The organism is Pseudomonas sp. S36 (assembly GCF_016647875.1).
Lineage (GTDB): Bacteria > Pseudomonadota > Gammaproteobacteria > Pseudomonadales > Pseudomonadaceae > Aquipseudomonas > Aquipseudomonas parafulva.
Genome location: NZ_JACVVG010000001.1, coordinates 48104 through 59955, shown reverse-complemented (window position 1 = coordinate 59955; position 11852 = coordinate 48104). Strand labels below are relative to the sequence as shown.

Sequence of the window (11852 nt, the reverse complement as noted above, 5' to 3'; positions counted from 1 at the left end):
CTAATGAACCGACCGCTTTTCATTGCCATGGACGGGCCCAAAGGCACCGGCAAGACCACATTGCTGGAAGCCGTGACCCAAGCGCTGAGGGCAGGCGGCAGGAAGGTAATCAGGCTCTGTGAGCGCAAGTGCGACCCGGCACGGGGCGACACCATGGCCTTGGTCAATCAGCTTGCCCGGCAACCCGGCGCCGAGCTGGAGCTGCGTGTGTGCGAGCGCCTGGCGCACAGCCGGGCCTGGATCACCCGGCACGTCCTGCCCCGGCAACCCCAAGACAGCATCATCCTGATTGACCGCTGGTACCCGTCTGACGCAGCGTTTCGCCGAACCCTGCCGTTCAGCCAGATTCTGCAACTGAACCGGCAATACGGTGTACAGGTACCCGACCTGCACATCGCCGTAGTCACGGCCCCGCAGGTTTCCTGGGCCAGGGCTGCCTCACGCACCCGTGGGCTGGGCAGCACCGTGATCCATAGCTTGGAGGAGCAGGCAGCGTGCACGGCCGCGTTCACACTCGCCGCTCAAGAGCATGGCTGGCTGCTGTGCCACAACGACGGGCCCATCGATGTGGCTGTGGCGCAAATCGTGGCTGCAGTCGAGCGCGTACACAGCGAGCGCTTGCGCATCGATTAAGGGTTAGAACCCCTCAAGCACAATCTTGCCCCGCGCCTTGCCGCTTTCGATCACCGCGTGAGCGCGTTTCAAGTTGGCCGCATCGATCTTGCCAAAATGCTCGCCCAAGGTGGTCTTCAGCACCCCGTCATCGACCAGTTGCGCGACACGGCACAGCAATTGGTGCTGCTTGATCATGTCGTCGGTCTGGTACAGCGAACGGGTGAACATCAATTCCCAGTGCAGCGACAACGACTTACGCTTGAGCGGCATCACATCCAGCTGTGCCGGGTCATCGATCAGGGCCAGTTGCCCCTGAGGGCGCAGTACCTCTACCAACTGCTCCAGATAGGTGTCGGTGTGGGTCAGGCTGATCACGTGGTCGATGGGCTCCAACCCCAGTTCGCGCAACTGCGGCGCCAGCGGCGCGCTGTGGTCGATCACATGGTGTGCGCCAAGGTCCTTGATCCATTGCCGGGTTTGCGGGCGTGAGGCCGTGCCGATTACGGTAAGTTGGGTCAGGCGCCTGGCCAGTTGCACCAGTATCGAACCTACGCCACCGCCGGCGCCAATGACAAGCAGGCGCTGGCCTTGGCCGCCTTGCTCTTCGACGCGCAGGCGGTCGAACAGCAGTTCCCAGGCGGTGATGGCGGTCAAGGGCAGGGCGGCGGCCTCCGCTACAGTCAGGCTGTGCGGCTTGGCGCCAACGATGCGCTCGTCGACCACGTGAAACTCGCTGTAGCAGCCCGCGCGGTCGATGGCACCGGCGTAGAACACCTCGTCGCCCGCCTTGAACAACGAAACATCAGCGCCCACCTCGCGCACCACGCCAACGGCGTCCCAGCCCAGCACCTGCGGCGTGTCGCCACCACGGCTGGCCCTGATCTTGGTGTCAACCGGGTTCACCGCGATCGCTTTCACTTCTACCAACAGGTCACGGGCGCCTGGTGTAGGGGTGGGCAGGTCTGCGTCATACAGCGATTGCGCATGCTCGATCGGGAGACCGGGTTGCGAGTAAACGACAGATTTCATGGGGCTGGCCTTGAGCAATAGGAAAGAGGGTCAGGGTATTCCTGTCGCTGAAAGAGAAAAATAGCCTTGAAGCATTAAGACTTTGTCTTTGGCAGTGAAAGACGGTCGCGTGCCAGCAGCCGGGCGGCATCCACCGCGAAATAGCTCAGTATTGCGCTGCAGCCGGCACGCTTGAAGGCCAGCAGGGCTTCCAACACCGCGCGTTCCGGGTCCAGCCAGCCATTGTCGATGGCACCTTTGATCATGGAATACTCGCCGCTGACCTGGTACGCCAATGTGGGCACGCCAAAGGTGGTGTTTACCCGGTGGATGATGTCGAGATAGGGCATGCCCGGCTTGACCATGACCATGTCGGCACCTTCCTGCAGGTCCAGGGCCACTTCCCTGAGCGCCTCGTCACTGTTGGCCGGGTCCATCTGGTAGGTGAGCTTGTCGCCACGCAGCGCCTGTCCACTGCCCAGTGCGTCCCTGAAGGGGCCATAGAAGGCCGAGGCGTATTTGGCTGCGTAGGCGATAAGCCGTACGTGCTGCAAGCCGGCATGGTCCAGCGCAGCCCTGAGCACGCCAATGCGTCCATCCATCATGTCGGAGGGGGCCAAGGTATCGAAGCCAGCCTCGGCTAACACAACCGCTTGTTTTGCCAGCAGCTCCACGCTGGGGTCATTCGCCACCGTGCCACCGCGTATCACACCGTCATGCCCGTGGTCGGTATAGGGGTCGAGCGCGACATCGCCTATCAGGCCAAGGGCAGGGAACGCGGCCTTGAGCAACCTGGCTGCCCGGCACATCAGGTTGTCAGGGTTCAACGCCTGTGTGCCTTCGGCATCCTTGCTTTCGCTGGCCAGGCAAGGAAACAGCGCAACGGCCGGTATGCCCAGCGCCACCGCCGCCTCGGCATGGGCGACCAACTGGTCCAGTGACACCCGCCACTGCCCAGGCATGGTCGTAATGGGCTCTCGTTTGCCAACCCCGTCCATGACGAATATGGGCCAGATGAGGTCGTCTGCCGACAGCGAGTGTTCGGCCACCACGCGCCGTGTCCAGTCATCTGCACGGGTGCGGCGCAGGCGCACAGCCGGGTACCGGCCGGGTAGGTAAGGGCTGTTCATGGTGACCCCTCAGGCTTCGATCGACGAATGATGCCCAGTGATAAGCCATTGTTCATCGATGCGCTCGAAGGTGAACAGAAAGCGCGCCGGTACGGTGCGCTGCTCGCCACCCTCCCGGTACACGAACGTGTAAAGCCCACCCACCACCACGGTGCCCAGCTTGCGACTGACACGTTTCTTGAACACCTGGATGTCGCACACCAGGCCATCGTTGGCCAGGAAGTTCTCGAAGTAATTACGGCGGCTGTCGTCGCAGTCGCGTACCAGGTTGGACAGGGTAGGGACCAGGATCGCGTCGGCAGCATACAGCGCCAGCACCTTGTCCACATCACGCGTGGCTACGGTTTCGGCCCACCTGTGCAGGGCTGCCTTGGCGCCTGCCAGGCAGGCCATCTCTGTGTCGGCGTAGGGAGCCTGGATGGCAGGTGATGGGGGGTTCTGGGTCATGAAGGCTTACCTTTTTTATGACTAACGCGAGGGAAGGGAGGCTGAAAAGACAAAAACATATGTTATGTTATAACACATGCATTTTACTCAGGTTCCAGCCTATGTTCACTACCCTCGAACGCGCACGAGCGGGCGCCCGCTTTCCCCTCGGCGATGTCATCGGCCATATCCCCTGGAACGACCAGGGGCTGGTGCCTGCCGTCGCCGTGCAATACGACACCGGCGAGGTACTGATGCTGGCCTGGATGAACCGCGCCGCCCTGCATGAGACCTTGCACACCCGCCGTACCTGCTACTGGTCACGTTCGCGTCAGGGCCTTTGGCGCAAAGGCCTGACCTCTGGCAGCGTCCAGCACGTGAAAGAGGTGCGCCTGGATTGCGACGGGGACGCCTTGCTGCTGTTGGTCGACCAGGTTGCGGGGGCTTGCCATACCGGTCGACGCAGCTGTTTCTACAACGTCATCGACGGTGATGAGGTAGTGGTGCGGGGCAACCCGGCGGGGTCGGTGCCATGAGCAGCGTTCTTATCCGTAACGCCCGGGCGGTCAACGAAGGGGCAGTGTTCGACGCTGATGTCTTGGTGGCTCATGGCCGAATTGAAAAGATCGCCTCCAGCATCACCAACGGCTCGGCCGAGGTGGAAATCGATGCAGAAGGGCGCTGGCTCATCCCCGGTATGATCGATGACCAGGTGCACTTTCGTGAGCCGGGTGCCAGCCACAAGGCGACCATCGCCAGCGAATCCCGCGCCGCCGTGGCGGGCGGTATCACCAGCTTCATGGACATGCCCAACACCAACCCGCCCACGCTCACCCTCACCGCACTGGAGGACAAGAAGCGCCGGGCGGCGGCATCTTCAATGGCCAACTACGGCTTCCACTTTGGCGTGAGCAACGAAAACCTCGACACCGTGGCTGCGCTGGACCCACGCCAGGTGGCAGGCGTGAAGGTATTCATGGGGGCATCCACGGGCAACATGCTGGTGGATGACCCCAAGGTGCTTGAGCGGCTGTTCGCGCAGGTACCTACAGTGCTGCTGGCGCATTGCGAGCACACGCCCTCGATTCTGGCGAACGAGGCGCGTTACCGCGAGCGCTTTGGCGACCATGTGCCACCCGCGATGCACCCGCTGATCCGTGACGCCCAGGCGTGCTGGCGCTCGTCCAGCCTAGCTGTGGAGCTTGCCAACACCCATGGCACACGGCTGCATGTGCTGCACCTGACTACCGCACGGGAGCTGGCGCTGTTCGAGCCTGGCCCGGTGCTGAACAAGCTGATCACCGCCGAGGTCTGCGCGCACCACCTGCTGTTCGATGACAGCGACTACGCCGCCCTGGGCCACCTGATCAAGTGCAACCCGGCCATCAAGGCCCGCGAAGACAGGGATGCCTTGCGCCGGGCATTGCTCGACGACCGCATCGATGTGATAGGTACCGACCACGCACCCCACACCTGGGCTGAGAAGCAACGCCCCTATGCGTCGGCACCCTCCGGGTTGCCCCTGGTGCAGCACGCCTTGCCGGCCCTGTTCGAGCTGGTGGAGGAAGGCCTGTTACCCCTCACACAGTTGGTGCGCAAGACCAGCCACGCGGTGGCCGACCTGTTCGGCATCCAGCACCGCGGCTACCTGCGCGAAGGCTACTGGGCGGACCTTGCACTGGTCGAACGGTTGACCGTGCCACGGCCGGTTCGCCTCGACCCTGTCCTTGCCCACTGCCAATGGACGCCGTTCGAACACCACAGCCTGCGCCACCGGGTTACCACCACCCTGGTGTCCGGCCAGCTGGCCTGGCATGAGCAGCGCCTGCACGACAGCTGCCAGGGCCTGCCATTGGCCTTCGCTGCCTCGCGCCGCTGACCTCACCACACCCAGAACCAAGAGATAACACCATGACGGAACAAGAACTGCTGGGCATGCCTGCCGAGGCCTACATGGACGCCGCCCAACTGGCGTTTTTCCGCGACCTGCTGCTCGCCCAGCGTACCGATTTGCAACAGCGCATCGACCACGAGTTCGAACAGATGCGTGACTACGAGCCCAGCAGCGACCCTTCCGACCTGGGCACTGTGGAGGAGCAACGGCAGTGGCAGCTGCGCCTGCTGGAGCGGGAGAAAAAGCTGCTGGACAAGATCGACGAATCGCTTGAGCGCATTGCACGCGGGGAGTACGGCTGGTGCAAGGACACCGGCGAGCCTATCGGGCTGCGCCGCATGCTGTTGAGGCCAACGGCCACCCTCAGCATCGAAGCCAAGGAACGGCAGGAGAGAAAGGAGCGCCACCTGCGTGACGATTGAACGGCCCTGGCGTGCCTGATGGCAGTGGCCAGGGCAGCGCGCGGTTATTTGCCGGTGAACGCCGCGAAGCGCTTGTTGAAGCCAGCAACGCGGCCTTCGGTCTTGGCCTTGCGTTCCTGACCGGTATACACGGGGTGGGAGGCACTGGAGATGTCGAGTGTCACGTACGGGTAGGTGACGCCGTCGCTGTGGGTGTGCGTCTTGTCGGTATCGATGGTTGAACCGACCAGCCAGAAGGCATTCGCAGAGACGTCATGGAACAGCACAGGGCGGTAGTTGGGGTGGATGCCAGGCTTCATAAGTAAGATCCTTGGAATGATATAAAGTAACAATATAGATGATATTCACTCTCATTCCAAGGTCGGCACCTTCAGTTTGCCAGTTTCAACGCAGCGCCGAATGCAGCAGGCGTGGCGTCAGCCTCTTTGATGTACTCCAGCAGCAGCTCGCAAGCCGGGCTCAGCCGCTGCTCGCGCCGTTGGATGACCGCGTAGCGAGCGAAGGGGCTTAGCCCCTCTTCCAGTTGATCCAGAGGTTGAACGCCGAGCGCGGTCATTTCAGCTTCAAGGCCAGCCACGTGCGTGAGCCCGATCAGATCGCTGCCTGCCACCACCCGCAGCAGCCCGTTGGCAGTATCGCTTTCCAAGGCGACCGCTGGGGGCTGAACCCCCAGTACCCGGGCCATGCGGCCGAGCACCGGGCGTGCACCGGCTGGCAGCGCGACCGGGAAGCTGAACAACCGCGCGGCTGTCAGGCGGCCAGGCTGTTGCAACAATGGGTGGCCCGCCCTGCAAACCAGTGCCATGCGCTGGGGATGCAATGGGGTTACCTCGTACTGCTCATCCAGCGTGAAGGGTTCCGAGGTCGTGATGAGAAAATCCAGCGTGTCACGCTTCAGCCCTCGCACCAATCCCTGCCAGTGCGCCACCTCAAGGCGTACCTGCATACGCGGGTAATCGCCCAAGAAACGCGAAATAGCGGGTGGCACAAGCAGTTCGCTGGCAAAAGGTGCGCAGCCCACACGGATTTCGGCGGCCTCCAGCCCAGCCCCGTCGTGCAGTTCGCGGGTGAGGCGCGACATGCCCTCCAGCACGCTGCGGGCATGCTGAAGCACCCGCTCGCCCTGTACCGTAGGCTGAAAGTTGCGGCCGGAGTGGCGATCGACCAATTGGCAGCCCAGCGCCTCTTCAAGACCGCGAATGCTACGGCTGAAAGCGGGCTGGGTGATGTTGCAGGCTTCTGACGCCCGCACGAAACTGCGGTGTTCGATGAGGGCGACAAAATGGCTGAGCTGTTTGAAGTTCATGGCGCGGTCGACGGTAAGTAGGGCGCCGGCACTAAACATGCCGGCGCTTGGGACGACCAGAATAAGGAAATTATTTATTCCTAAATAGAATTAATATTCATATTCTTATACATCGATATTTGCTGCCTGCCACCTGAGGGTTTTTGCTCAGAAGTCGACTGAAGCGCTCAGGGACAAGGTGCGTGGCGCACCCAGTACCAGGTAGTTGGAACCCGGGTAGCCACCGGCCGACGCCCAATAATCACGCCCGGCAACGTTATCCAGGCGTGCACGCAGGGTCACGTCCTTGTCGTCCACCTTGAAACCGTAACGCGCCCCCAGGTCCAGGCGGGTCCAGGACGGGATTTCCAGGCTGTTGGCGTTGTTCACGTACTGGCGGCTGGTATACACCACTCGGCTGGTCAAGGTCAGCCCATTCACGCCGGGTACGTCCCATTCGCCACCCACGTTAGCCTGGGTTCTGGGCACGCCAATGGGTTCGTTGCCATCGTTCTGGCCGTTCTGGGTCTTGGTGAGTTCAGCGTCCAGCAGCGTCACCCCACCCAGCAGCCGCACCCCAGGGGTTGGCTCGCCGAACAGCGATAGTTCGATACCGCGGTTGCGCTGTTCGCCACCGTCCTTGAATACCTGGTTCTCGACGATGCCCACCGGCTTGCGGGTCTCGAACACGGCCAGGCTACCGCCCAAACCGCCGCCGTCGTATTTCACGCCAAGCTCAGTCTGTTTGGCCACATAAGGTGCCAGGGAGGCGCCGGCGTTGAGGACGGGAGCCTTCGAGCCGTCGGGCAGGGTAGTGGTGGCACCCGCCGTGTCGCCCTTGGTCAGGCCTTCGATGTAGTTGGCGTACACAGAGAACTGCTCATTGAGCTGATACACCACGCCGGCTACAGGGGTGGTCTCGTAGCGGTTGTACTGGGACGTTTTGTCACCGGAGTTGTAGTCGTAACCGGTCACGTCCAGGCCCTGGCGGCGTGCGCCGAGGGTAACGAGTAACTGGTCATCGAAAAAGCCGAGTGTGTCGGCGATGGCAAGGCTTTGGGTGTGGGTGCGCGAGGTGATGTGTGGGTCGGACATGGAGCCGCTGAAACTGGTGTTGCCTGGCTTGGCCACGGTGAAGGGGTCGTACAGGTCATTGGCAAACCCGGTAAAGTTGCCAGCCCAGGCATTGCGGTCCTTGGTGTCGTACATCGCGCCAGATACCACCCACTGATGCGACACGGGGCCGGTCTGCAGGCTGTAACGCATGCCCACCTCACCGGTGGTTACGGTTTCTTCCCGGTAATTGTCAAAGCGCGTGGAGCGTGTCACGCCGTTTGCATCGGAAGACGGGTTGGCCAGCACGTTTTTCTCTTCGCCCTTGCGCATGCCCACCGCCGCCCAGGTGGTGAGCGCGTCGGACAGGTCGTACTCGGCGCGGAAGGTCCCGAATGTCTGTTTTTCTTTGGAATAGGTCCAGGGTTGCCCGTAGTTCTTGTCGGCATCCGGTGGGCTGAGCACCCGGCCTGTGGGGGTGACGCTGGGCAGCGGGTTGTCGATGAAGTGGTACTGGTTGCCAAGGTCCGCCGACAGGCGCAAGCGCTCACCCTGGTAATCCAGGCCCAGGGCGAACATGTCCAGCGAGCGGTCCTGGTCCTGCACCGCCGTTTCACCGCCGCGTTTGGCCACGTTCACGCGTACGCCAAAGCGGTCCTCTTCACCGAAGCGCCGGGCCACGTCGGCGGACACCGTGCCGAACCCGCGGTTTTCCGCGCCTACGGTCAGCCGGGTGAGCGGGGTATTCGGTGCGCGTTTGGGCAGAATATTGATAGCCCCGCCAATGCCCGTGCCGCCGGGCGCTGCGCCGTTGAGGAACGCACTGGCACCCCGGAACACTTCAACCCGCTCGATGAATTCCGAGGCCACGTATTGCCGAGGTAGCAGCCCGTACAGCCCGTTGTAGGCGATGTCATCGGAGTACAGCGGGAAGCCGCGCATCATGTACAGCTCCTGGAAGTTGCCGAACCCCCTGGCGATGCGCACCGAAGGGTCGTTTTGCAGGATATCCGCGACGCTGTGGGCCTGCTGGTCCTGGATCAGCTGGTTGGTGTAGGAGGTGGAGGTGAACGGCGTCTCCATGTAGTCCTTGTTGCCCAGAATACCCACCCGCCCACCGCGGGCCACCTGGCCACCCTCGTACTCAGGCACAAGGCCGTCCCTGGATGCGTCTGCACTGGCCGATACCGCTGTCTCGTCCAGCTCCAGCACCGCTCCCTGTGCCCCCTTGGCGCTGGCCGGTTGCGTAGTGGGGACGGGGATCTCCAGGCTCTGCTGTGCCAAGGCCATGGGGGATGCAACGCTCGCAACAAGCCCAAGGGGCAGCCAGACAGCGCGCAACGCGCATTTGCGCGGGAAGTTGGGGACGTACATGAGTCGACCTGCTTGAGGAAAAGGGGATGACGGGATCCAGCCTGGCGGCGGAGAACTACATGATAGCTATTGCGAATCATTACCGCTTAGATTTTATGTAACGACGCGGACGGCCGTTTGCAAGCGCGGGCATGTCATCAGAGGGGATCGGGAAGGGCGGGCAGGTCAAATCGCGGGCAAAAGAAAGCCCGCTGCTAGGCGGGCAAGGTCTATCACACGTAGGGATAGGTTCAGGATCGCGCAGAGGGGGTGAAAATTAAGTGAAAGGAACGTCTTGAGTTTGTTTATTTTGGCCGTAGCAGGTGAGCCCAGGCGCAGCCGCATAGTGCGTAGGTACTGGCCCGCTCCTTGCTTGGGTTATGCCATCGGTACTCAATAGTAACGGTCAAGCCATGCACGCCCAGCGACAGCACTTCACAGACGTCAACACACATGCCAGCGCTATTGCGGGCTGGCAGCAAACCTACGATCAGACCAGCGCCGGCAGTGCGCACACCGAGCTTGAGCACCTCACTGCAGATCGGTTCCAGATTTTCCGTGAACGCTTGGACAAACGCGTAGTGCAACATGGGGCCGCGCCGGCTGACCGGTTCTGCCTGGCAATTCCCGCAGGTCGTGGCCGTGCTGGGGTCTTCCAGGGCAACACGGTAGGTAGCGCGGATGTCACGGTTCTTCACAGTGGCCAGGAGTTTTTTGTCCAAGGCTCAGAGGGTATGGACCTGCTGGCCATCAGCGTGGACGCCCTGCGCCTGGCGCAAGTGGCCGAGCGTGAATTCAGTGCACAGGAGCTGCGCCAACTGAACAGAGCCACCCGGCTGAATGTGAGCCCGGCGTTTCTGGCAGCCATCCGCCTTCAGTTCGAGGGGCTGGTGGGTGCCGTGCTACAGGGCGAAGCGCTTGTGGAAGCGCAGCTGGAGGACCTGTTGCTCGAGTGCATGCTGCTACTGCTGCAGCAGGTGAACCCAACAGGGGCAGGGCGCACGGTCAACATGGCGGTCAGCGCCTATCTGGTGCGCCAGGCCCACCTGATGGCCCTGGAGTGTTTCGACGAGCCATTGTCGGTGTTGCAGATATGCGAACGGCTGGATGTAAGCCGAAGCACCTTGCAGCGCAGTTTTCTAGGGGTTACCGGCCTGCGCCCGGTCGAGTATTTGCGGGTGGTGCGGCTCAATGCAGTGCGCCAGCGTCTGCAGTGCACCGCCGCCGAGCAATGCACGGTTGCCCGGGTGGCGGGCGACCTCGGTTTCACCCACCTTGGTCACTTCGCGGGGTCTTACCGTGCGCTGTTCGGGGAATTGCCCTCGCAAACCCCTCGCCAGGGCAGCGCCGCTCAGGAAAAACGCTCCAGGCGATAAGGCGTCGGGTCAACAAGCGGGGTGCTACCTTCCACCAGGTCCGCCGCCAGTTGCCCGGCCGCTGGCGAGGTACCGAAACCGTGGCCAGAAAAACCGCTTGCCAGCACCAGACCGGGCAACTGGCGGATGTGGCCGATAACCGGCAGCGAGTCTGGGGTGACGTCGATGGTGCCCGCCCAGGCCTGCTCGATGCGCGCCTGTTCGAACACCGGCCAGGCGGCTCGCAAGTTGCGCAGGGCCTCCTGGTTGAGCGCCGGATTAGCTGCAGGGTCCTGGGTGCGAACCCGCTCGAACGGCGTCACTGAACCGGGCGACCAACGCCGTCCGAGTGCAAGGTCCTTGAAAAATGGCTTGCCGAACGACACCCTGAGCAGGCCACGCTGGGCGCGGAACTGCGGCATGTACTGCGGGCCCAGCAAGGCATGGTCCAGGGTTAGCGGCGCGTCCAGTGCTCCACGCTGGGTAATGATGAACCCGCCGTCGATATGCTTGCGGAATGAGAAGTCCGGGCCGCCCACCGCGATTTCGGTCGGCCCGGCCATGGGCGCGGTGCGCAGCACGGAGCAGTTGAGCGGCAAGGTTGGCAGGGCGATGCCATGGTTGCCCAGCAAACGCCGCGACCATAACCCGCCTGTCAGCAGCACCTGGTCGCAGCGCACCTCGCCGTGTTCGGTCACCACGCCGTCGATGCGCCCGGCAGCGGTGCTGAAGCTGCGTACGGCGCATTGCTCCACGATCACCGCGCCGTGGGCGATGGCGGCGCTGGCAATGGCGCTGCTGGCCAGGGTAGGCTCGGCACGCCCATCGCTTTCGGTGAAGAGGCCGCCCGCCCAGGTTGCGCGCCCGCCGGGAACACGGCGGGCTATCTCGGTATTGCTCAACAGGCGTGAGCCCAGCGGCAGCCCTTTTACCGATTCGAGCCAGGCTTCGTGCATGGCCATTTGCGCGGGTTCGCGGGCTGCAAACAGAATGCCTGCTTGCCGATAGCCCACGTCTCGTCCGACTCGGGCCGGCATATGCGCCCACAGCTGGTCGGCGGCCAGGGCCAGCGGCAGGTCCTCGCGGTGGCGGCTGCTCTTGCGTATCCAGCCCAGGTTTCGCGAAGACTGCTCGCCGGCGATCCGGCCTTTTTCCAGCACCACGACCGGGATGTTGCGTTCGGCAAGGGTCAATGCGGCGGTCAGGCCGACAATGCCACCGCCGATGATGACCACGGTTGTTGCGACCGGGGGTGTGCTTGCACACCGCACTGGCGCGATCACAGGGGACATGACGTGCTCTCCTCCTGGT

At 62.8% G+C, this 11852-nt stretch carries 12 protein-coding genes; 5 read left to right on the top strand and 7 right to left on the bottom strand.

The annotated features are described in order from the left end of the window. Positions 1 to 3 precede the first annotated feature (3 nt). A complete protein-coding gene (locus tag IAE36_RS00265; protein WP_201209558.1) occupies positions 4 to 633 on the top strand; it encodes a dTMP kinase in 630 nt (209 codons plus the stop codon). Positions 634 to 636: 3 nt separating this feature from the next. Here the strand turns inward: IAE36_RS00265 and IAE36_RS00260 are convergent, their stop codons facing one another. The 3 genes from IAE36_RS00260 to IAE36_RS00250 form a co-directional block, all read right to left on the bottom strand. Further along, positions 637 to 1644, bottom strand: a complete 1008-nt coding sequence (locus tag IAE36_RS00260) for a zinc-binding alcohol dehydrogenase family protein (protein WP_201209556.1) — start codon at positions 1642 to 1644, stop codon at positions 637 to 639. Between the two features lie 74 nt (positions 1645 to 1718). Beyond that, on the bottom strand, positions 1719 to 2753 hold the full coding sequence (gene hemB / locus IAE36_RS00255) for a porphobilinogen synthase (protein WP_201209554.1): 1035 nt from the start codon (positions 2751 to 2753) through the stop codon (positions 1719 to 1721). 9 nt (positions 2754 to 2762) lie between these two features. Further along, a complete protein-coding gene (locus IAE36_RS00250) occupies positions 2763 to 3200 on the bottom strand; it encodes a DUF4440 domain-containing protein (protein ID WP_201209552.1) in 438 nt (145 codons plus the stop codon). Positions 3201 to 3301: 101 nt separating this feature from the next. On the opposite strand from IAE36_RS00250, the gene hisI reads away from it, so the two are divergent. From hisI to dksA, 3 genes are read left to right on the top strand one after another with little or no spacing between them, the layout of a single operon-like run. After that, complete coding sequence (hisI, locus tag IAE36_RS00245; protein WP_201209550.1) at positions 3302 to 3715, top strand: phosphoribosyl-AMP cyclohydrolase; 414 nt, start codon at positions 3302 to 3304, stop codon at positions 3713 to 3715. Further along, positions 3712 to 5058 (top strand): dihydroorotase, encoded by a 1347-nt coding sequence (locus IAE36_RS00240; protein ID WP_201209549.1) that lies wholly within the window; start codon positions 3712 to 3714, stop codon positions 5056 to 5058. The genes hisI and IAE36_RS00240 overlap by 4 nt, the downstream gene beginning before the upstream one ends. Positions 5059 to 5090: 32 nt before the next feature. After that, positions 5091 to 5495, top strand: coding sequence for an RNA polymerase-binding protein DksA (gene dksA, locus IAE36_RS00235; RefSeq protein ID WP_028633960.1), 405 nt, complete (start codon positions 5091 to 5093; stop codon positions 5493 to 5495). A 44-nt stretch (positions 5496 to 5539) separates the two neighbouring features. Here dksA and IAE36_RS00230 read toward each other — a convergent pair whose 3' ends face one another. The 3 genes from IAE36_RS00230 to IAE36_RS00220 all read right to left on the bottom strand — a co-directional run bounded on the left by IAE36_RS00230 (position 5540) and on the right by IAE36_RS00220 (position 9207). Next, the gene (locus tag IAE36_RS00230) at positions 5540 to 5794 is read right to left on the bottom strand and encodes a type B 50S ribosomal protein L31 (RefSeq protein ID WP_028633961.1); all 255 of its coding nucleotides are present in this window, start codon (positions 5792 to 5794) and stop codon (positions 5540 to 5542) included. Between the two features lie 71 nt (positions 5795 to 5865). Continuing rightward, the gene (locus IAE36_RS00225) at positions 5866 to 6801 is read right to left on the bottom strand and encodes a LysR family transcriptional regulator (RefSeq protein WP_201209548.1); all 936 of its coding nucleotides are present in this window, start codon (positions 6799 to 6801) and stop codon (positions 5866 to 5868) included. Between the two features lie 147 nt (positions 6802 to 6948). Next, positions 6949 to 9207 carry a TonB-dependent receptor gene (locus IAE36_RS00220; protein ID WP_201209547.1) on the bottom strand — a complete coding sequence of 753 codons (2259 nt, stop codon included), beginning with the start codon at positions 9205 to 9207 and terminating at the stop codon, positions 6949 to 6951. Between the two features lie 392 nt (positions 9208 to 9599). On the opposite strand from IAE36_RS00220, the gene IAE36_RS00215 reads away from it, so the two are divergent. Then, on the top strand, positions 9600 to 10562 hold the full coding sequence (locus IAE36_RS00215) for a helix-turn-helix domain-containing protein (RefSeq protein ID WP_201209546.1): 963 nt from the start codon (positions 9600 to 9602) through the stop codon (positions 10560 to 10562). Here IAE36_RS00215 and IAE36_RS00210 read toward each other — a convergent pair. Beyond that, on the bottom strand, positions 10538 to 11833 hold the full coding sequence (locus IAE36_RS00210; protein WP_201209545.1) for an NAD(P)/FAD-dependent oxidoreductase: 1296 nt from the start codon (positions 11831 to 11833) through the stop codon (positions 10538 to 10540). The two genes, IAE36_RS00215 and IAE36_RS00210, sit on opposite strands and share 25 nt — an antisense overlap. Between the last annotated feature and the right edge of the window lie 19 nt (positions 11834 to 11852).